At 64.4% G+C, this 21,128-nt stretch carries 18 protein-coding genes, 2 pseudogenes and 1 riboswitch; of the genes and pseudogenes, 14 read left to right on the top strand and 6 right to left on the bottom strand.

Annotation, left to right across the window (positions count from 1 at the left end):
• Positions 1-16 precede the first annotated feature (16 nt).
• From SHTP_RS12570 to SHTP_RS12560, 3 genes and pseudogenes are all read right to left on the bottom strand, one after another.
• Positions 17-1,105, bottom strand: a complete 1,089-nt coding sequence (locus SHTP_RS12570; RefSeq protein WP_096370771.1) for an acyl-CoA dehydrogenase family protein — start codon at positions 1,103-1,105, stop codon at positions 17-19.
• A gap of 1 nt (position 1,106) precedes the next feature.
• Positions 1,107-2,336: pseudogene (locus SHTP_RS12565) on the bottom strand (acyl-CoA dehydrogenase).
• A gap of 17 nt (positions 2,337-2,353) precedes the next feature.
• Positions 2,354-3,304: pseudogene (locus SHTP_RS12560) on the bottom strand (enoyl-CoA hydratase).
• A gap of 234 nt (positions 3,305-3,538) precedes the next feature.
• On the opposite strand from SHTP_RS12560, the gene SHTP_RS12555 reads away from it, so the two are divergent.
• Genes SHTP_RS12555 through SHTP_RS12530 form a run of 6 tightly spaced genes read left to right on the top strand, consistent with a single transcriptional unit; the run spans position 3,539 to position 10,690 of the window.
• Positions 3,539-4,675 (top strand): LLM class flavin-dependent oxidoreductase, encoded by a 1,137-nt coding sequence (locus SHTP_RS12555; protein ID WP_096372445.1) that lies wholly within the window; start codon positions 3,539-3,541, stop codon positions 4,673-4,675.
• Positions 4,676-4,702: 27 nt separating this feature from the next.
• Entirely contained in the window at positions 4,703-7,222 is a 2,520-nt protein-coding gene (locus tag SHTP_RS12550) for an FAD-binding oxidoreductase (protein WP_096370770.1), read from the top strand.
• A gap of 11 nt (positions 7,223-7,233) precedes the next feature.
• Positions 7,234-8,292, top strand: coding sequence for an alpha/beta fold hydrolase (locus tag SHTP_RS12545; RefSeq protein ID WP_096370769.1), 1,059 nt, complete (start codon positions 7,234-7,236; stop codon positions 8,290-8,292).
• Entirely contained in the window at positions 8,289-8,822 is a 534-nt protein-coding gene (locus tag SHTP_RS12540; protein ID WP_096370768.1) for a flavin reductase family protein, read from the top strand. Before SHTP_RS12545 ends, SHTP_RS12540 begins: the two co-directional genes overlap by 4 nt.
• Complete coding sequence (locus SHTP_RS12535) at positions 8,819-9,916, top strand: 3,4-dihydroxy-2-butanone-4-phosphate synthase (protein WP_096370767.1); 1,098 nt, start codon at positions 8,819-8,821, stop codon at positions 9,914-9,916. Before SHTP_RS12540 ends, SHTP_RS12535 begins: the two co-directional genes overlap by 4 nt.
• Positions 9,917-9,919: 3 nt before the next feature.
• Positions 9,920-10,690, top strand: coding sequence for an SDR family oxidoreductase (locus tag SHTP_RS12530; RefSeq protein ID WP_096370766.1), 771 nt, complete (start codon positions 9,920-9,922; stop codon positions 10,688-10,690).
• Positions 10,691-10,708: 18 nt separating this feature from the next.
• Here SHTP_RS12530 and SHTP_RS12525 read toward each other — a convergent pair whose 3' ends face one another.
• Complete coding sequence (locus SHTP_RS12525) at positions 10,709-11,626, bottom strand: YoaK family protein (protein ID WP_172900542.1); 918 nt, start codon at positions 11,624-11,626, stop codon at positions 10,709-10,711.
• Positions 11,627-11,766: 140 nt separating this feature from the next.
• On the opposite strand from SHTP_RS12525, the gene SHTP_RS12520 reads away from it, so the two are divergent.
• Positions 11,767-12,117 (top strand): helix-turn-helix transcriptional regulator, encoded by a 351-nt coding sequence (locus SHTP_RS12520; RefSeq protein ID WP_012394572.1) that lies wholly within the window; start codon positions 11,767-11,769, stop codon positions 12,115-12,117.
• Positions 12,118-12,423: 306 nt separating this feature from the next.
• Positions 12,424-12,489: riboswitch (guanidine-III (ykkC-III) riboswitch) on the top strand.
• Positions 12,490-12,499: 10 nt separating this feature from the next.
• Complete coding sequence (locus tag SHTP_RS12515) at positions 12,500-12,814, top strand: DMT family transporter (protein ID WP_012394573.1); 315 nt, start codon at positions 12,500-12,502, stop codon at positions 12,812-12,814.
• A gap of 326 nt (positions 12,815-13,140) precedes the next feature.
• Here SHTP_RS12515 and SHTP_RS12510 read toward each other — a convergent pair whose 3' ends face one another.
• A complete protein-coding gene (locus SHTP_RS12510; RefSeq protein WP_096370765.1) occupies positions 13,141-14,343 on the bottom strand; it encodes a TetR/AcrR family transcriptional regulator in 1,203 nt (400 codons plus the stop codon).
• Positions 14,344-14,825: 482 nt separating this feature from the next.
• On the opposite strand from SHTP_RS12510, the gene SHTP_RS12505 reads away from it, so the two are divergent.
• The gene (locus SHTP_RS12505; RefSeq protein ID WP_011740773.1) at positions 14,826-15,245 is read left to right on the top strand and encodes an SCP2 sterol-binding domain-containing protein; all 420 of its coding nucleotides are present in this window, start codon (positions 14,826-14,828) and stop codon (positions 15,243-15,245) included.
• Positions 15,242-16,765 (top strand): aldehyde dehydrogenase family protein, encoded by a 1,524-nt coding sequence (locus SHTP_RS12500; protein WP_096370764.1) that lies wholly within the window; start codon positions 15,242-15,244, stop codon positions 16,763-16,765. The genes SHTP_RS12505 and SHTP_RS12500 overlap by 4 nt, the downstream gene beginning before the upstream one ends.
• A gap of 2 nt (positions 16,766-16,767) precedes the next feature.
• Here the strand turns inward: SHTP_RS12500 and SHTP_RS12495 are convergent, their stop codons facing one another.
• Positions 16,768-17,964 (bottom strand): helix-turn-helix transcriptional regulator, encoded by a 1,197-nt coding sequence (locus tag SHTP_RS12495; RefSeq protein WP_096370763.1) that lies wholly within the window; start codon positions 17,962-17,964, stop codon positions 16,768-16,770.
• A 116-nt stretch (positions 17,965-18,080) separates the two neighbouring features.
• Between SHTP_RS12495 and SHTP_RS12490 the strand changes: the two genes are divergently transcribed.
• From SHTP_RS12490 to SHTP_RS12475, 4 genes are all read left to right on the top strand, one after another.
• Complete coding sequence (locus SHTP_RS12490) at positions 18,081-19,364, top strand: cytochrome P450 (RefSeq protein ID WP_096370762.1); 1,284 nt, start codon at positions 18,081-18,083, stop codon at positions 19,362-19,364.
• Positions 19,361-19,777 carry a nuclear transport factor 2 family protein gene (locus SHTP_RS12485; protein ID WP_096370761.1) on the top strand — a complete coding sequence of 139 codons (417 nt, stop codon included), beginning with the start codon at positions 19,361-19,363 and terminating at the stop codon, positions 19,775-19,777. The genes SHTP_RS12490 and SHTP_RS12485 overlap by 4 nt, the downstream gene beginning before the upstream one ends.
• Positions 19,774-19,968 (top strand): ferredoxin, encoded by a 195-nt coding sequence (locus SHTP_RS12480; protein WP_096370760.1) that lies wholly within the window; start codon positions 19,774-19,776, stop codon positions 19,966-19,968. The genes SHTP_RS12485 and SHTP_RS12480 overlap by 4 nt, the downstream gene beginning before the upstream one ends.
• A gap of 324 nt (positions 19,969-20,292) precedes the next feature.
• Positions 20,293-21,126, top strand: a complete 834-nt coding sequence (locus SHTP_RS12475; protein ID WP_085981917.1) for an MlaE family ABC transporter permease — start codon at positions 20,293-20,295, stop codon at positions 21,124-21,126.
• Positions 21,127-21,128: the final 2 nt, after the last annotated feature.

Below are 21,128 nucleotides of genomic sequence, written 5' to 3'. Positions count from 1 at the left end.
CACCGTCGCTCACCGGCTAGAGGCCGACACGATCGGCCAACAGCGACCGGTGATGCGCACTGCTGCCGAACAAGGCTTCGGTCGTCTTGGCCCGGCGGAAATACAGATGCAGGTCGTGTTCCCAGGTGAAGGCGATCCCGCCGTGAACCTGGATAGCCGAGCCCGCACACAATACGTAGGTGTCCGCGGCCTGCGCCTTCGCCAGCGGGGCGGTGGCGTGCAGTTCGTCCCCGCCGGCCGCGCACAGCTGCGCAAACATCACCGCAGCGCGGGTGGCATCAATCTCGATCATCATGTCGGCGCAGCGGTGCTTGACGGCCTGAAACGAGCCCATCGGCCGATCGAATTGCTTGCGACTGCAGGCGTATTCGATCGCCAGATCCAGGCATGCCTCGGCACCACCGAGCATCTCAGCGGCCAGCAGCACCCGGGCCACGTCCAGTAGTCGGGCTACCTCGTCGGCTGAGCTCGCGGCCAAGGCTTCCGCCCGGGCCCGAACCAGTCGCAGCTTGGCGACCGGACGGGTGATGTCGAACGAGGGGAGTCCGACGACGGCGACCCCTGGGGCAGCGGCGTCCACCACGTAGAGGATCACCGCACCGTCGGATTCGGCCGGGACGACGGACAGGTCCGCGACATGGCCATACAACACCGGGGCGCACTCGCCGGTGAGTACCGGGCGACCGTCGCGCCGGCCGGCTCGCACCGAGGTCACCGATAGGTCGGGTCCGGCCGCCGCCAGCGCCCCGATCCGATCGCCGGAGAGCAGACCGCTGAGCAGGCCCTTGCGCTGCTCGCTATCACCCATGCGCAGTATCGCCTCGATCGCGAAGATCGTTGCGGCGAAGGGAACCGGGGTCAGTGCCCGGCCGAGTTCACCGAATGCGATCGCGGTCTCCACCAGCGTGCCGCCCGCTCCGCCGTACTCCGGCGGGGCGTGTAGCGCGGGCAGTTCCAGTTCGGCGCAAAGCCGGTGCCACAGTTTTTTGTCATGGCCACCCACGGCGGCAACCTGACGTACCCGCGCCGGTGGGGCCTGATCGCGAAGAAAGCCCCGCAACGACTCGCGGAAGTCGTCCTGCTCGGTGCTATAGCGGAAATCCATGTCAGTGCACGGCTTCTCGGCGTGGTTCCTTGGGGAGCCCGAGCAATTGCTCGCCGATCACATTGCCCTGGATCTGCGAACTGCCGGCATAGATCGTCGCGGCGCGCGCGTATAACAACTCGTCCATCCAGCAGGCAGGGGAGTTGGCGGTACCGGCCTGCGGAACAACGCGCGCCTCACCATTGCCCGGGCCGCTGGGGCAGAGCGCGTCCAACCCGAGGATTTCCACGGCAAGCTCGGTATAGCGCTGGAAGTATTCACTCCAGATGACCTTGCTGATCGCCGCTTCAGCGCCTGGCAACACCCCGTTCAGTGCCCAGGTAAGGCTGCGGTAGCCGCGGTAGCGCATGATCTGGGTGCGGGAATAACACCACGCCAGCCGGTCTCGGATGCGCGGGTCGCTGTCCAGGCCCCGCGCTCGGGCCAGATCGCACAACCGCGACAGGTCACGGGCGAAGTCGATCGCCCCCGTGGTCGCCTGCGCGCCGCGTTCGAAACCCAGCAGGCTCATGGCGGCCGTCCAGCCGCTGCCGACTTCGCCCACTACATTGGCAACGCCGGTTCGGGCGTCGGCGAAGAAGACCTCATTGAACAGGGAATGTCCGGCGGCATTGACGATCGGCCGAACTACCACGGCGGGCTGGTCCATCGGCACCAACAACAACGACAGCCCCTGGTGCTTGGGCGCAACGGGATCCGTTCGCGCCAAGACAAAGATCCAATTGGCGGTGGATCCGGCCGATGTCCAGATTTTCTGACCGTTGATCACCCACTAGTCACCATCGAGTACGGCTGGGGTCCGCACGGAGGCCAGATCCGAGCCGGCCTCGGGCTCAGAGAAACCCTGACACCAGCGATCGTCGCCGGTGAGGATGCGCGGCAGGAAATGCCGCTTCTGCGCTTCGGTTCCCAGGGCGATCAACGTGTTGCCCAGCAGATCGAGCCCGAACAGATCGTTCTCCTCGCGCTCGGGTGCTCCCGCGCGGGCGAACTCTTCGGCGACCACCACCTGCTCGACGGGGGAGTAACCGCCCCCGCCGTACTCCTTGGGCCAGGACACCGCGATCAACCCGGCCGCCACCAGGAGTTGGCGCCACCTCGCAGCGAAGGCCTTGCGGTCCTGCACCGCCAGAGCGCCGGGCCCCGACCAGCCGCACGGCAGGTGCTCGTCCAAGAACGCGCGGACCCGCTCGCGAAACTCTTCCGCCTCGGGCGGGTAAGCGACGTCCACGTGCGGCGCTCCCTTGCTCAGGGCCGCCGCTTGGTCGCGGGCAGAATCTCCGGACCGGCCCGCCAGTCGTCGAGTCCATACTCGACGGTGCCGTAGCACAGCTTTCCGCCGGTGACCTCGGCCCAGTGCGCATGATTGAGCTGATGGATCTTGAAGCACCCGTCCAGCGCCGTGGTGAAACCCATGGCGTCCACGGTCTGGTTCACCGATTCCTTGATGAGCAGCGCAGCCATCGTCGGTAGCTTGGCGATGCGGCGCGCAAATTCGATCGCGCTATCGGCTAGATCCTCGCCCGGAAATACCTTGCTCACCATGCCCAACGCGTGGGCTTCGTCCGCGCCGATCGAGTCGCCGGTAAGCAAGAGCTCCTAGGCCTTGCGCGGGCCGAACTCCCACGGGTGGCCGAAGTACTCGACTCCACACATGCCGAGACGGGTGCCCACGACATCGGCGAATACGGTGTCATCGGCAGCGACGATCAAGTCACAGCACCAGGCCAACATCAAACCCGCCGACAGCACCGTCCCGTGCACCTGGGCGACGGTGATCTTGCGCAGATTGCGCCACCTCTTCGTGTTCTCGAAGTAGTAGTGCCACTCCTGGCGGTTGCGTGACTCCACCCCGCCATAGGTGCCGCCATTGCACTGATAGGTGGGGTGCTGGTCGGGCCCCGGGGCGCGTTCCCGGACATCATCGGCCGAGCCCAGGTCGTGCCCGGCGGAAAAGGCGGGCCCCTCGCCGCGCAGGATGACCACCCGGACGGTGTCGTCAGCTTCGGCAAGTTCGAAGGCGGCACCCAACTCCACCAGCATTCCGCGCGTTTGCGCGTTGCGCTGTTTCGGACGATTCAGGGTGATCGTCGCGATACGGCCGTCGTCGATCGTTTCGTACCGGACGTATGTGAAGTCCGGCGCCGCACGCTCCCCGTTGGACCGGCGATCGACTGGACTGACACCGGCGACGTTCATGGCGGCTCCTTACTGCTCACTGGGCGCTGAACGGGTGATCTGTGCGAGGTTACGCGGCTACGGACCAGTATGTCCATAGCCAATACGGCCTATCGGGGATCCATGACACATAAACTCGCATGCAAATTGGGTCTTATGCGCAGTCAAGTATCTTGCTAGTACTGTGGTATACCTACAGAAGACGCGATCACGGCGCCACACATCAGGGCCGGGGACAGACCAGAAGGGTTAATGATGGAGATCGGAATATTCCTCATGCCGGCCCATCCGCCGGAACGCACTCTCTACGACGCCACCCAGTGGGACCTCGACGTCATCGAACTGGCCGACCAACTCGGCTACGTCGAAGCCTGGGTCGGCGAACACTTCACCGTGCCGTGGGAGCCGATCTGCGCCCCGGATCTACTGTTGGCCCAGGCGCTGCTGCGTACCAAGCAGATCAAGCTCGCACCCGGCGCGCACCTGCTGCCCTATCATCACCCGGTCGAACTTGCCCATCGCGTAGCGTATTTCGATCACCTGGCACAGGGCCGCTTCATGCTGGGCGTTGGAGCCAGCGGTATCCCAGGAGACTGGGCGCTCTATGACGTGGACGGCAAGAATGGCGAGCATCGCGAGATGACCCGCGAAGCCCTCGAAATCATGTTGCGGATCTGGACCGAAGACCAACCCTGGGAACATCGCGGAAAGTACTGGAACGCCAACGGTATTGCGCCGATGTTCGAAGGTCTGATGAGGCGCCACATCAAGCCCTACCAAAAACCCCACCCACCGATCGGAGTAACCGGGTTCAGCGCCGGCTCGGAAACCCTCAAACTGGCCGGCGAGCGGGGCTACCTTCCGATGAGCCTGGACCTGAACACCGAGTATGTCGCGACCCACTGGGATGCGGTCCTCGAAGGCGCCGCCCGCAGCGGCCGGACGCCCGACCGCCGCGACTGGCGACTCGTGCGTGAGGTGTTGGTGGCGGAGACCGATGAGCAAGCATTCCGGTACGCCGTCGACGGGACCATGGGGCGAGCCATGCGCGAGTACGTCCTGCCGACCTTCCGAATGTTCGGCATGACCAAGTTCTACAAGCACAACCCCTCGGTGCCCGACGACGACGTGACCCCGGAGTACCTCGCCGAAAACACCTTCGTGGTCGGCTCGGTGGACACCGTGGTCGACAAACTCGAAGCCACCTACGACCAGGTCGGCGGATTCGGTCACCTGTTGGTTCTCGGATTCGACTACCGGGAGAACCCGGGGCCATGGAAAGAGTCACTACGGCTGCTCGCCGAGGAAGTCATGCCCCGGCTCAATGCTCGCATCGCCAAGAAGCCGGGGGGACCCCACAAACCTCCAAAGCCCGAAGCCGCGATCGTCTAGCGAACCAAAGGCGAGAAGGGCACCGCCATGACAGTTCGGCACGTTACCGTCGGCTACTCGGACGGAACGCACAAGACCATGCCGGTGCGGCCCGACCAGTCGATACTGGAGGTCGCCGAAGAACACGGTGTCGCCATCGTCAACGAATGCCAAAGCGGAATCTGCGGCACCTGCGTGGCCACCTGCACCGCCGGCCGGTACGACATGGGACGTACCGAGGGCCTCTCCGATGTGGAGCGAGCGGCCCGAAAGATCCTCACCTGCCAGACCTTTGCCGAGTCCGATTGCGAGATCGAACTGCAGTACCCCGTCGACGACAACGCGGCGTTGCTGGTAAGCGGCGACGGCGTGGTGACCGGTGTTGACATGGTGTCACCGGGCACCGCCGTCCTGCGTGTCGATGTCTCGGCCATGGCCGGCACGATCGGATATCGAGCGGGCCAGTTCGCCCAGCTGCAGGTTCCCGGTAGCGACCAGTGGCGCAACTACTCTTATGCGCATCCGGCCGACGGAGGTGGTGAGCTCGAGTTCATCATCCGATTGTTGCCCGACGGCGCGATGTCGAACTATCTGCGGGACCACGCCAAACAGGGTGATCGAATTGCGTTGCGGGGCAGCAAGGGAAACTTCTATCTTCGCCCGATTGTACGGCCGGTGGTGCTGGTCGCCGGCGGTACCGGCCTGTCAGCAATCCTGGCCATGGCCCAGAGTCTGCCGGCCGATCCCGGCCAACCGGTAAGTCTGCTCTATGGAGTGACCTCGGCCGAAGATCTGTGCAAGCTCGACGAACTCGAACAGCTCGAGCACCGTGTTGCGGGCTTGCAGGTGCACGTCACCGTGGCGCGCCGCGACGACGACTGGTCCGGGCGCACCGGGCTGGTCACCGACTTGCTCGACGAGGCGATGCTGGCCGGCGGCGACGCCGACGCGTACCTGTGCGGCCCCGCTGCGATGGTCGAGGCTACCCGCACCTGGTTGTCGGCCAATGGCTTTCACCGAGCTGGGCTCTACCACGAAAAGTTCGCGGCCAGCGGGGCGGCGCGCCGCCGCACGCCGGCGCGCCTGGACTACTCGGCCCTGGATCTCGCCGCGGTGCGGCGCAGCGGTCGCGGTATTGCTGTGGTCATCGGCGGCAGCATCGCGGGCATCGCCGCGGCCAAGGTCTGCAGCGACACCTTTGACCGCGTCATCGTGCTCGAGAAGGACGACGCCCACCGCCGCCGCGAGGGCAGACCGGGCGCTGCGCAGGGCTGGCACCTGCACCACCTCCTCACCGCCGGGCAGATCGAACTCGAACGTTTCTTCCCCGGCATCGTCGACGACATGGTGCGCGAGGGCGCATTCAAGGTCGACATGGCAGCCCAGTACCGGATTCGGCTGGGCGGAACCTGGAAGAAACCCGGTACGAGCGACATCGAGATCGTGTGCGCCGGGCGGCCGCTGCTGGAATGGTGCGTGCGCCGTCGACTCGACGACGAACCGCGCATCGACTTCCGCTACGAGTCAGAGGTCACCGACCTGGTGTTCGATCGCGCCACCAACGCCGTCATCGGGGTTGCCGTCCCGGGTGACGGCGGCGAACCGGAGGTGATTCCCGCGGAGTTCGTCCTGGATGCCTCGGGAAAGAACACCCACGTGCCGGAGTTCTTGGAGCGCATCGGCATTGGAGCCCCCGAGGTCGAGCAGGACATCATCAACTGCTTCTACTCCACCATGCAACACCAGGTGCCGCCGGAGCGGCAGTGGCAAGACAAGGTGATGGTGATCTGTTATGCGTACCGGCCCTACGAAGACACCTACGCCGCGCAGTACTACACCGACAGCTCCCGGACCATCCTGTCCACCTCACTGGTGGCCTACAACTGCTACTCGCCGCCACGCACCGTCCGAGAATTTCGCGAGTTCGCCGATCTGATGCCGTCACCGGTCATCGGAGAGAACATCGACGGACTTCAGCCGGCCTCGCCGATCTACAACTTCCGATATCCCAACATGCTGCGGCTGCACTACGAAAAGAAGCGCAACCTGCCGCGCGCTCTGTTGGCGGTGGGCGACGCCTACACCAGTGCGGACCCCGTTTCCGGGCTGGGCATGAGTCTGGCGCTCAAGGAAGTTCGGGAGATGCAGTTGCCGCTGTCCAAATACGGTCCCACGCACCGGGAGCTACCGCGCAAGTACTACCGAACGATCGCCAAGATGGCCGACACCGCCTGGTTCGTGATCCGCGAGCAGAACCTGCGCTTCAACTGGCTCAAGGACGTCGACAAGAAACGCCCGTTCTATTTCGGTGCGCTCACCTGGTACATGGATCGGCTGTTGGAGCTGGTGCACGACGACCTCGACGCCTACCGCGAGTTTCTGGCCGTCGTCCACCTGGTCAAACCGCCGCTGGCGTTCATGAAGCCCGGAATCGCCAGCCGCGTCATCGGTAAATGGGCGCGAACCAGGCTGTCCGGCCAGAAGACGTTGATCGCCCGCAACTACGAAAACCACACCGCACCTGCCGAACCCGCGGACCAGCTGGTGACCGTGAGTGATCTGAGATAAGGAAGGCGACCATGGCGCAGGCTCATCGGATCTTGAACTGCCGGGGCACCCGCATCCATGCCGTCGAAGACGGCGAGGGACCGCTGGTGATACTGCTGCACGGGTTTCCAGAATCCTGGTACTCGTGGCGCCATCAGATTCCGGCGCTGGCCGCCGCGGGTTACCGGGTGGTGGCCGTCGATCAGCGTGGCTATGGCAGATCGTCGAAGTACCGGGTGCAAAAGGCCTACCGCATCAAAGAATTAGTCGGTGACGTGCTTGGTGTCGTCGATGCCTATGGTGCGGACAAGGCATTCGTTATCGGTCACGACTGGGGCGCGCCGGTCGCTTGGACCTTCGCCTGGTTATATCCGCAAAGATGCGCCGGGGTGGTGGGGATCAGCGTTCCATTCGCCGGGCGTGGTGTGATCGGCTTGCCGGGCAGCCCCTTTGGCGAGCATCGGCCCAATGACTACCACCTCGAGCTGGCGGGCGAAGGCCGGGTTTGGTATCAGGACTACTTCTCCGCTCAGGATGGCATCATCGCCGAGATCGAGGAAGATGTGCGGACCTGGCTACTCGGGCTGACCTACACGGTGTCCGGCGACGGCATGATCGCGGCCACCAAGGCGGCCGCCGATGCGGGTGTCGATCTGGCATCCATGGATCCGATCGACGTTATCCGGGCCGGCCCCTTGTGCATGGCCGATGGGGCGCGGCTCAAGGACGCGTTCGTCTACCCGGAGACGATGCCCGCTTGGTTCACCGATGCCGATCTTGACTTCTACACTGGCGAGTTCGAACGCTCCGGCTTCGGTGGACCGCTGAGTTTCTATCACAACATCGACAACGACTGGCACGACCTCGCCGACCAGGAAGGCAAGCCGCTGTCTGCGCCCGCGCTGTTCATCGGTGGTCAATACGATGTCGGCACCACCTGGGGAGCCGAGGCCATAGCGCGGGCACACGAGGTCATGTCCGACTACCGCGGCACCCACATGGTGGCCGACGTCGGGCACTGGATTCAGCAGGAAGCGCCCGATGAGACCAACCGGCTGCTACTCGAATTCCTTGGGGGGCTGCGGCAGTGAGTTGCACCTTCGACATGATTCCGCAGACCGTCGACCCTCTCGACGGCGCCGCGTTGCGCTACGCCTTCGGCTGCTTCCCCTCCGGTGTGATTGCTGTCTGTGCGATGGTCGGCGATGCCCCGGTCGGGATGGCGGCGAGCTCGTTCACTTCCGTTTCGATCGACCCGCCGCTGGTGTCGATCTGCGTGCAGAACACTTCCACGACGTGGCCGAAGTTGCGCAACCGTCCGCGCCTCGGCGTCAGCGTAATTGCCGAGGGCCACGACGAGGCATGTATCAGCCTCTCGCGCAAGGAAGGTGACCGATTCGCCGGGGTGTTCCACAGCGAGCTGCCCGGCGGGGGCGTGGTCGTTCTCGGAGCCAGCGCCTGGCTGGAGTGCCGGCTGCACTCCGAGGTCCCGGCGGGGGATCACACCATCGCATTGCTCGAAATCTGCTCGCTGGGAGCCGATCCCGAGACACCGCCACTGGTTTTTCATGGCAGCCGGTTCCGCCGGTTGGCCGCTCACCCTGTAACGGAGCCTGGATGAAAACCACCGATGTCCGGGTGCGCCGGGCGATCACCGCGATAGCGGCGGGACGCCCCGTCGTTGTCACCCACGATCACGCCGCCCAGGGATATCTGGTCTTCGCGGCCGAGGCCGCGACCTCGTCTCTGGTCGCTTTCACCGTCCGGCACACGACGGGATATGTCCGCGTCGCGCTGCCGGGCGCCGAGTGTGCGCGGTTGAACCTACCGCCGATGTGCCATCACAACCCGACACATCGGGTATCGGTCGATGTGCGAGCAACCGGCACCGGCATCTCGGCGCGCGACCGCGCCCGCACCATCGCGGCTCTCGCGTCGGCGGGCTCGCAAGCTGCGGATTTTCTCCGGCCCGGGCACGTGGCCCCACTACTGGCCGAGCCGCACGGGGTGCTCGCCAAGTGCGAGCCCGCCGAAGCCGCCGTAGACCTTGCCCGCTTAGCCGGACACCGGCCGGCCGCCGCATTGTGTGAGATTGTCTCTCGCCGTAACCCCACTCTGATGGCGCACGGCGCCGAGTTGGTCGAATTCGCCGTGGAACACGGATTGGCCGTCGTGTCCATCGCCGAACTCCTGGCTTATCGGCAACGGACCGAACCGCAGGTCATCCGGCTGACCGAGACAACCCTACCCACGTGGGCCGGCAATTCCCGCGTCATCGGCTTTCGTGATCTGGGGCCAGCCAACCCCGGAGGCGAGCATTTGGCGGTGATCATCGGTGCCCCCGACTCCGGCGTGCCCGTGGCACTGCACGTCCACATCGAGTGTCTGACCGGCGACGTCTTCGGGTCGACCGGGTGCCGATGCGGCGGGGAACTCAACGGCGCACTCAGCGCAATGTCAGCCCAGGGCAGCGGCGTGGTCCTATACCTGCGGCCCCCGGGACCGCCGCGCGCATGCGGCCTGTTCGCCTCTGACGAGGAGACCCCCGCTGACTTCATGTCCGAGACCGTGACCTGGATGCTGCGCGATCTTGGGGTGTATGCGATCAAACTCTCCGACGACATGCCAGGATTTGGCCTTGTGATGTTCGGAGCCATTCGCGAGGCTGGTGCGGCCGCCGGGCCTGCAGACACGCCACTCGCGGCCGCGGGCTAGCCCGTGAGGTACCCGGACCTGGCCGGCAAAGCCACGATCGTGACCGGGGCCGGGGCCGGGATCGGCCTCGCGATCGCCGAGCGGCTGGCCGCCGAAGGCGCCGCGGTACTCTGCGCGGACATCGACGGCGCTTCGGCCGAGCAAGCAGCGGCAAAAATCGGCTCCGGCGCAGTCGGGTATCAGGTCGATGTCAGTGCCGAGGAACAGGTCGCCGGCATGGTCGAAGCCTGCGTCACATCGTTCGGCGGGCTCGACAAGCTCGTCGCCAATGCCGGAGTCGTTCATCTGGCCCCGATCCTCGACACCGCGGTCGAGGACTTTGATCGGGTCATCGGCATCAACCTGCGTGGAGCCTGGTTGTGCACCAAGCATGCGGCACCCAAGATGGTCGAGCGCGGCGGGGGAGCGATCGTCAACATGTCGTCACTGGCGGGCCATATCGGGGTGGGCGGAACCGCGGCGTACGGCATGTCGAAGGCCGGGATCAGCCACCTCAGCCGAGTCACTGCCGCCGAACTGCGCTCGGCCAATGTGCGCTCCAATGCGTTGTTGCCCGCGTTCGTGGATACCCCCATGCAACAGAGTGCGATGGCGATGTTCGACGAGGCCCTAGGAACGGGGGGCGCGAACACCATGATTGCCAGGCTGCAGGGCCGCATGGCCAGACCCGAGGAGATGGCTAGCATCATGGCGTTCCTGCTGTCCGACGATTCGTCGATGATTACCGGAACAACCCAGATCGCGGACGGCGGAACCAACGCCGCACTGTGGTGAGCGTCGCTCGCCCAGCACTCACACGGTCACTGTTGCGGTTTCGCCGACGTCTCGCGCTGGGTTCTCGGCCGTTGTCGCCGTGGCCACTTTGGTCTTCCGGCTACGCAGCAAATACGTCGCCGCAAAGACCGCACACGCCGCCGCCGGAAGAAGCAGCGCATATCCGCCAAGCCGGGTTCCGATCAGCAGGCCGGCGGCGCCACCCACCAAGAAGAGCACCAAGGTCAGCGCAAGGACTGCGGCCTTCCAGCTCTCGATTCCTTCCCGACGGGCGCGGCCAAGCATCAAGCCGAGATCGGTCACCGTGCCGGTGAAGTGGGTGGTGCGAACCGCCATCCCGCGGAAGCTTGACGTCAGGCCGTTCTGCATTCCAAGGGCCGCCGCGATAAACAGGGCCTGCACGACGGGTTCCTCGACGCCCAGCGCCTGAATGCCCGCCTTGACCTGAGTTTCCTCCACACCGAGCGAGGCGAGCATCAGCAATATCGCCTCCACGGTCAGCACGATGGCGTGGTGCGACCCCCGGGGATGCTGGTTATTGCCGAGAATCGCTCCGGCCGTGATCGCGCCAATCCAAAACCCCATCAAGATCGCGGCCAGGATGTGACCCTCATACAGCCAGGGATTGGCTGTGTTCATGCCAAGCTGGGTTGTCACTCCCGTGAGGTTGCCGACCGGGAAGGCCAGCAGCAGCAGGCCAACCGCATTGACAAAGCCTGCGATGAAGGCCAGTGAGCCACTGTAGCTGAGCAGGACCCTCTTGGAGGAGGGGTGGCCGTCGTGTCCCGTGGCCAACGACTGCGGTCGTGTGCCGGGGTGGGGTTTCATGAGGCTTCGCTTTCCGGGCTGGAGCATCATCGGACTACTACGAAGGTAATATGACGAAATCATCTTCGCCAATAGTTCTTCGTATGAGTTTGGCCAGAGCGCCCACACCGATGACGCGCCGCCAACCCGGGATCGCCGACTTCAGCCTTGGCGCCGAGCGGGCCGCGAGACGGCGCGGGCGCGCCAGGGTGATCGTGACAGCAAAGTCGCGCAATCTTTCGTCTATTTGAATTAGCGAAGTAATTTACATGAAAGCTCGGTGTAGTAACATCGAAATTGTGAGCGCTGCCAGGGCCGGGAAGCAAAGCCGACCGCGCAATAGCGACTCCGAACGCGGATGGACATTCCTGACCAACCACGGACATGTACTGCTGTGCGTATCAGTCAGTGAACATTTGACCGCCCGTGAACTCTCGATGCGAATCGGCATCACCGAGCGGTCAGTACAGACGATCCTGGCGGACTTGACCGATGAGGGTTACCTGATCAAGTCCAAGGACGGCAGACGCAATGTCTACACCCTCAATCCCAAGGGCAGACTGCGCCACCCCCTGGAAGCCAGCCACACCGTGGGCGAACTCATAGAAGCGTTGTCATAGTTCGTTTGCACCTCCACCGCTCGGCCAACGTTACCGCCGCGCGCCTACAGGTCACTGTAATTCCTTGTGCCACTGTGGCTTCAGAGGTCACAACAAGGCAGTTCTCGGTGTGAGTCTGGAGCGCCTGTGCGAGTTGACTTTTGGCGTGTTCACCACCTCACGGTCGAGTGGCTGGCCCCCAAGCAACCAGCGCGGGATGCCCTGTCAATACCCGAAACGGTGCCTGATTCCGGTTGACAGGTTCCGCGGGCCGCTGTGGTGACTGGGCTAACATTGCCACCCGACCGCGGGTGTGAGAAGTTCGTGACAGAGCCTTGATCAAGGCTTCCGGACGATGGGTGCCGTACCCGGTGTGCGACAAGACGGCCCGGGGTGAAACGCCGTGTCGTGGATCGTGCTGGTCATGTCTGGTGTTCTAGAAGCTGTGTGGGCAACGGCCCTTGGCAGGTCCGAAGGGTTCAGCAAGCCCGCGCCGAGCGTGGTGTTTCTGGTGGCCTTCATCGTCAGCATGGCCGGGTTGGCCTACGCCATGCGGGACCTGTCGGTCGGGACCGCATACGCCGTCTGGGTGGGCATTGGGGCAGTTCTCACCGTGGTCTACGCGATGGCCACCGGGGATGAGCCGGCGTCGCTTCTCAAGGTGGCGTTCTTGGCAATGATCATTGGAAGCGTGATCGGCCTCAAGCTCGCACACTGATTCCGTTCGAGCCTGACCGGGGTCTGCTCGCCATTCACCCAACGCGACGTCTGGCCCCGGCGGGCGGCTCCCTCTGGAATCATCTGGCCCGTTCGTGTTCTCGTTGCTACCGCGCGGCCAGGGCGATCGGCAGGCACGAAATGCACCAGGGCACCGAGCTGTACCCGCCGACCGAATTGTTCGTGAGACCGTGTGGATCCCACCTGTGCACTTGGATCGCGAAGGACCCCAACCCAATCCAAAACATCACCCGAAGAGAATCCGATCCGATGAGGGTCGCGACACTCCCGTTCCACCGCGCAAACAGTGCGCTACCAAGTTCGAAGTCAGGACCGGCTGGTCAGGATTGATAGTGCGATCTCGGTGATTTCGTCTGCCACCGCGGCGTAGCGCGTGAGATGCCAGGTACGCGCCACATCCTCGATAAAGCTGATGGCCGCCGCGACCAAAAGTCGCGCTTCGACCGAACTGGTCTGTGGAACCAGCTCGCCGATGAGATCAATCCAGAGGGTGTCACGGTCGGCTTGATTCCGAAGATATCCGTCCCGCACGTCGCCGGAGGCGTGGTTCAGCTCGGTCACGCACACCGCAACCAGATCCGGTGCGTCCAAGCTGATCCGGACGTGTCCCTCGACCAGCCCGCGTAGCCGCTGCGCCGCTTGCCGATTCGCGCGTAAGGCGCGGATGCACTCCAGGCTTCGCCACTCATCAAGGCGGCGGATGAGCGCGTCCAGGATCGCCTGCTTGGACGAGAACGAGCGATACAACCCGGGTCCCGCGATTCCGGCGCCCTTGCCGATTTCACTGGTGCTAACGGCCGGATAGCCCTGCGCACGGAATAGCCGTGCACCCGTGGCCAACAGGGTTTCATAGCGGGAGAACAGCACGTCCTGCCCGTCGCGCCCGCCAGCGGCCGTTCCAAGTGGCTCCAGCTCGCACACCGGGGGCGTCCTGGCAGCGGCCATACACGCCTGGTACAGGCGCTCTTTGAGCTCCTCGGCGGGAAGCGTCAGACTATGTCTACCGAGGCTGGTCAGCGTGCTGGACACCGCCCATGCCCGCAACTCCGAGTGCGCCGGGCTCAGACCGGGCACCTCCAGCAAGACGCTTTCGCGCATGCCGGCGACGATCGCGTTGATGCGGCGCCGGACCTCGATACGGTCGGCGTCATTGAGATAGCGCGCCTCGCGCTGCGACAGCACCGTCAAGGACCGCGACGCAACAGCCGCGGCAATCAGGTCCGGAAGATCAACACTCAACGGGCGAGGTGTCGGCTCTTGCTCGCCCTCGGTGAGTCGGCGCGCACTTTGGTACTGATCCTGACCGGTCCGGATGGCTTCGGCGAGCAACGCGTGCTTGTTGTCGTAGTGGCGATAGAGCGCACGCGCGGTGACTCCCGCCGCCTCGGCGATGTCCTCCAACTTGACCGAATGAAAGCCACGGTCGATGAAGAGCCCAACGGCCTGCTCCAGAATTTGCTGCTTTCGATCCTTCGGCCGGCGCCTAACGGGCGCGACGACGGAGTCCATCGACTCGAACTCCCTTCTTGCGCATCGGGGTTACAAATCCTGCCAGAAGCACCGCCTAGGGCTTCGTCCCGCGCCGGGTCAGGACAAACTTGTTGTCAGCTCGCCTGGCATCGATCATGTGGATAGCTCCTCCGGTCGTGGCCGCAACACCCCGGTCGCGACAGATAACATCGGATTATCAAGATACATCATCCGATACTAAAACGACATTACATGGATGTTTAACGTCCACGCCTTGGCTAATATTGCGTATCGGTTATAGACATGCCGGCTATCCATGGGACTGCGCGGCCCACTTGCACCGGTGTCGGCCAAGAGCTGCCAATCCGCGCTTTCCCCCCTTCGGGGCACCAAGACTTCTCCGTTGGGGGCTGACCACGGCCTCGACCCGGTGATTGCATTGCGTGAGCACCATCCACGCACCATCCAGGCAGCATCCGGTGCCATCGAGCACCGCACATCGCGCAGGAGCAGGACCAATCATGGGCTTCTTCAAGGATTGCAGCGAGATCGACAAGTACATCGGCGGGGTCTTTCGCGATGCCGGCGACCACCCACAGTCGGGGCCGAAATTCCGCGCCGCCAACATCGTCATGCGGGTGGTCTACACAAATCCCGACTGCGAACTCACCGTCGCACTGCGCGACGATTTCCGAGTCGTCTGCGGCCCGAGCAATCTCACACCCGACGTCACGATGACCATGCCCGCCGATGTCGCCGACCAATTCTGGCGCGGTAACTACAATCTCACCATTGGCCTGGCCAAGGGCCAGGTCAAGGCCAAGGGGCCGATCGGAAAGATCCTGCGGCTGATCCCGTTGACCAAACCGCTGTTCGGCAGCTACCGCGAAAAGATCGCCGAGAAAGATCGCGAACAGTCCCGAGGTGGCCTGACCCGATGACGACGGTGACTGTTCCGCATCATGCGATGTTAATCGGCGGCGAGTCGGTGGACTCCGATCGGCGGCTGTCGCTGGTCGACCCCGGCGACGAGAGCCCGGTCGCCACGGTGGCCTGCGGTGATGCATCGCACGTCGATGCCGCCGTGGCGGCCGCAAAAGCCGGCTTCGAGGACGGTAGCTGGTCGCGGGCCACGCCACAGGAGCGCGCCGCCGTGATGCGCCGCATCGTCGCCGCGGCCGACCAGGTCACCGATGAGCTGATCGAGCTGGAGATGGCGTGCAACGGCGCGACCATCCGGCTGGCCACTGGATTCCATATCGGTCACGCACTAAGTCATTTCAGCTATTTTGCAGACCTTGCCGAGAGCTACGCCTACCAGCGTCCGGCACCGATCGAGACCTTCCCGGTGCTCAGTCAAAGTGTCGTGCACCGCGAGCCGATCGGGGTGGTAGGCGCGGTCACGCCATGGAACTTTCCGCTACTACTGACCCTGTGGAAGGTCGGACCTGCGATTGCGGCGGGAAACAGCGTGGTGGTCAAACCCGACGAGCACACACCGCTGTCGATACTCGAGTTCGCCCGTATCGCCGAACGCAGCGGACTACCGCCCGGAGTGATCAACGTAGTCCCCGGCGAGGGGCCCGAGGCCGGCGCCAGACTGGCCTCGCATCCCGACGTGGGCAAGATTGCGTTCACCGGCTCCACCGCGGTCGGACGCGAGATCATGCGGCTGGCATCCGGCACCGTCAAACAGGTGACCCTCGAACTCGGCGGTAAGGGCCCGACGATCGTCCTCGACGACGCCGATCTCGAGATGGCCGTCGAAGGTGTGCTCTACGGATGCTTCGCCTATTCGGGTCAGGTCTGCGAGTCCGGCACCCGCGCACTGGTCCCCACGACGCTCTACCAGGAATTCGTCGATCGGCTGGTCAAGCGCGCCGCCACCATCGTGGTAGGCCCGACCAGGGACTGGGACACCGACCTGAGGCCGGTCATCGACGCCGCACAACGCACTCGCATCCTGAACTACATCCGTGGTGCGCAGACCGACGGAGCGACCGTGGCGCTCGGGGGAGAGGCACTGACGGGCGGAATGTTCGACAAGGGGTTCTGGGTGGCGCCGACGATCCTGACCGGCGTGCACAACGACATGGCGATCGCCCGGGAGGAAGTCTTCGGCCCGGTATTGGTGGTCATCGGCTACGACGGGGACGAACAGGCCATCGCGATCGCCAACGACAGTGACTACGGACTGGCCGCCAGCATCTGGACGTCCGACAACGCCAGGGGACTGGCGATGGCCGAACGCATCCAATCCGGCAGCGTGTGGATCAACGATGCCCACCAGATCGACTGTCGTCTCCCGTTCGGCGGTTACAAGCAGAGCGGCGTCGGTCGCGAACTGGGCCCCGATGCGCTCGATGCTTACACGGAGGTCAAGACGATCCATCTGGACCTGTCCGGCGGACGCGAAGCAAAACCCTACGACGTCCTACTCGGACACCCCGAAACCGGTTGACGTCAACCAACTTCGGGAACGCTGGCCAACCGGACGTACGCCGAGGCCGCCTCGGCCCGATTCGTCGCATGCAGCTTCCGCAGCACCCTTTTGACATGAGATTTCACCGTGCCGGCCGAGATCACCAGTTCGTCGGCGATCTGCTGATTGGTGCGGCCGGCCGCCATCAGCCGCAGCACCTCCACTTCCCGGCGGGTCAGCATGGCCATCACTCGCGTCTGCACCTCGGCCAACGACCTTGCCGCGGGGCTACGTTCGACCGGCTCGATCTTGCGCAGGTCCAGATCGGCATCCTGCAGAGCGCGCGCCGCCTCGTCCGCGGACGCAAGCGCACTGCGCACCTCGGCGTGCTGGCGCCGCATGCGCTCCAGCAGAACCGTTCGCTCATAGGCATATCCGAAGCCTTCGACGAACGCCCACACCGTGTCTCGGTCGATCTCGTCGACTATGCGCCCGGAGTACAACCGATCGGAGTGCAGGAAACCGATCACTTTGCCGGTCGGCATCACCGGGGCCGCCACATAGGAATGCGTCAGCGAAAAGTCCACGATCGGTCGATTCACCCGCGGATCATTGCGGGCATCGCGCACGATCGCGGGCGCGTGCCGGCGAATCATCTGGGTTTCGATCAGCATGTGATCCAACAGCGGTGCCACCGATTGCGCGAAGGCGACCATCTTCTCCGCACCTTCACGGTCTTCCCCAAAGTAGGCCGATTCCATCACCATTCGGCCTTCGTGCACTCGAAACAGCACAGCACGATCGAACCCGCACGACTCCACCAGTTCACGCGGCGCCCGGTCGACAATCATCGCGACGTCGTCCACGGCGCGCAGCTTGCTCAAGGCCTCCTGCACCTGCAACAGCGCCAGCGTGCGGCGTGCGGCACCGTCCTCGATCATCTCCCGTTCCAGCGAGGACAAATCCAACAGCGTTTCGAGGGCGTTGACCGCATGCACGTCACCGAGGGACTCCAGGGCGTGGCGCACCGCGGCGGCGTTGACGTCGATGGCCTCGGCAACCACCGCCATGGGGTCGTCGGTGGGATCGACGTTGCAATCGCCGAACACTTCCCGATAGTGACGAGTGGCATCGCTTTCCCGTATCGGACGCGACGCCCAGCCGGGGTGCTCGTCGTCGGCCAACGTGGGGAATGCGGGGGGATCGGGCATATCGACCACATCGATCACCCCTCCCACTGTCCTCTCCGGGATGGCCCGTCGCGGCGAAAAGCCCAAACTCCCCTCCTACGGGGGCAAGAGTCCTCCCCAACGGGGGATCGACCTGCCACCGGGGTTGTCAGAGGCTGGATGACATGTCAACAGAGACCGTTTCAGGGACGGTGCCAGCCGTCGAACTTCTGACTACCCCGCAAGGCATCGCCAATCCCTATCCGCTCTATGACGAACTCAGAGGGCTCTCGCCCGTTGCGGGGTATCGGGACTGGCCCCCTGGAACCGTCCCGGGCGCCGACGAACCGGTTACCGCCTGGGCGCTGTTCCGCTACAACCAGGTCTTTGCCGCGGCGCGCGACGCGGCAACCTTCTCGTCCCGCGATCCCTTGCAGGAGGCGTCGTCGGCGCCGAGCCTGATGCTGGTCAACACCGATCCGCCCAAGCACGAAGTCGAACGCAAACTGGTCAGCCAGGCGTTTTCGCCGCGCCGGGTCAAACGACTGGAGGGGTGGCTCAATGACCTGATCCCGCAGCTGCTCAACGATCTCGAAAAGGATTCTCGGGATGGGGCCGAAGACGGCTCACCGGACGGGGTCGTAGAAGTCATGGGCTTCGCCGCCGAGATTCCCACCCGGGCGATGGTGCGATTGCTGGGCCTGCCCGATGGCGACCACGTGCGGTTCCGACGGTGGGCCAACGCCTTCATGCTGTCCTCGTCGCTCACCCCCGAAGAACGCATGGCGAGCAACCAGGAGATGGTGGGCACCTTCGCCACCCGGCTCGCCGAACACACCGCCCGGCTGGCCGAACGCGAAGCCAGCGATGACGTTGAGGATGCCGAAGATCTCATCTCGGCGGTGTTGCGCGCCGAGGTCGACGGGCAGCGGCTCACCCCCGAAGAGATCGTCCGGTTCTGTGTGACGCTGGTGGTAGCCGGCAGCGAAACAACGACATTCCTGATCGGAAATCTGCTGCACGCGCTGGCCCGAGAGCCCGAGGTGCAGGCACGCGTCCGCGCCGATCGGACCTTGCTGAACATTTTCGTAGAGGAGACGCTTCGGCTCGACGGGCCGCCACAGCGCCTGTTCCGCATCGCCACGCGCGACGTCGAGGTCGGCGACAAGCTGATCCGCAAGGGGGAGTGGGTCGCGTTGTTCTTCGGCTCGGCCAACCGCGACCCCGCCGTGTTCCCCGACCCGGGACGATTGGACATCGACCGGCCGAACATTCGCCAGCAGCTCTCGCTGGGGCATGGCCTGCACTTCTGCCTCGGTGCCTCACTGGCCCGACTGGAGGTGCTCGCCGTCCTCAACGCCGTGCTGGATCGCTATCAGAAGATCGCGCTAACCGACGACCCCGGCACCAAGCAGACGGCCAGCCTGCTGACCCACGCATTTGTCCGGCTACCCCTGCACCTGTCATGACGGTCACCACCGAGTCACGGGAGTCGCGCAACATCGAGGCAACCAAGGCCATCTATGCCGCGGTGCCGGCCGGCGACCTGGATACCGCGCTGCACCACCTCGACCCCGACGTGCGCATCACCTACTACGGGACCGAAAAGATCCCCTACGCGGGCGATTACCGCGGCATCGACGAGGCGATGACATTCTTCGCCAAGGTTGGCCAGGCGATCGAGATCGTCGAGATGGAGCCGTGGAAGTTCATCGCGCAAGGTGACGATCTCGCGACCTGGGGCCGGCAGCGGTTCCGGCGGCTGGCCACCGGACACGAATGGGAATCGGAGTTCGCGCACATCATCACGTTGCGCGACGGTCACTGGTTGCACTTCCGGGACTTCATGAATTCCGCCCTCACCCTGCAGGCCTTCTCATGAGGGTCGCCGCCGACCGGGAGATCTGCATGGCGACCGGCATGTGCGTAATGGCGGCCGACGCCTTCTTCGATCAGGACGCCGACGGCATCGTGGTACTGGCCGCCCATGAGGTGCCCGCCGACGAAGAACGCCGGGTGCGCAATGCGGTCAAACTGTGCCCGTCGGGGGCGCTCGAGCTGATGTCGGACTGAGGGGATGTGGCCCGGCGCCGCATTCGACGGCGAAGTCAGCACCGGCCCAGAGCGCGCGAACGCCGCGGACATCCGCCACACTCGATCTCCCTCAAGCGCGCCTATCATTAGGGTACTAGCAAGATACATCAGTAGCCATAACTGGCATCTTGCTTCGATATTTACAGATACCGAGGCTTCAATAGCGCGTATTGTCTATGGACATGTGCAGCTTGCGCCGCGTACCCTCACCGATGTCACCCGTCCAACTCGACCTGTCCGGATGGTCAGCGTGAGCAACCCCACCCGAGGCCTCGGCATCAATGCCAGATGGTGCGCGACACCATGGTGACTCTGACCGATCGGGCGGCCAGCCCGGTAGCAGATCCGGTAGCCGACCCGGTCGCACGCCCGCTGGCCGGATCGGTCACCAAGCCGGTCCGAGCGCTCGGCGACTTCTTCGCCATGACGCTCGACACGTTCGTGTCGATGTTCCGGCCGCCGTTCGCATGGCGTGAATATCTACTCCAATGCTGGTTCGTGGCGCGGGTATCCACGCTGCCCGGGGTTTTGATGACAATCCCGTGGGCGGTGATCTCGGGGTTCCTCTTCAACGTGCTGCTCACCGATATCGGCGCCGCGGACTTCTCCGGCACCGGCTGCGCGATCTTCACCGTGGACCAGAGCGCTCCCATCGTCACCGTCCTGGTGGTCGCGGGCGCGGGCGCCACCGCAATGTGCGCCGATCTGGGTGCGCGGACCATCCGCGAGGAACTCGATGCGCTACGGGTGATGGGAATCAACCCGATCCAGGCTCTGGTGGTTCCCCGAGTGCTGGCCGCCACCACCGTCTCCCTGGCGCTGAGTTCGCTGGTGATCGCGACGGGACTCATCGGGGCATTCTTGTGTTCGGTGTTCCTCATGCATGTTTCGGCAGGTGCGTGGGTCACCGGACTCACCACACTCACTCACACGGTCGACGTCGTCATCTCGATGATCAAGGCGACCCTTTTCGGGCTGATGGCCGGGCTGATCGCCTGCTACAAGGGCATATCGGTGGGCGGCGGTCCGGCGGGCGTCGGCAGAGCGGTCAACGAGACCGTGGTCTTCGCGTTCGTGGTGCTGTTCGTCATCAACATCGTCGTGACCGCCGTCGGCATCCCGTTCATGGTGTCGTGAGG

It is taken from the genome of Mycobacterium ulcerans subsp. shinshuense, assembly GCF_002355775.1.
GTDB classification, from domain to species: domain Bacteria; phylum Actinomycetota; class Actinomycetes; order Mycobacteriales; family Mycobacteriaceae; genus Mycobacterium; species Mycobacterium marinum.
The sequence above is the reverse complement of the archived record's forward strand: the minus strand, read 5'-3'. Positions and strand labels throughout refer to the sequence as shown.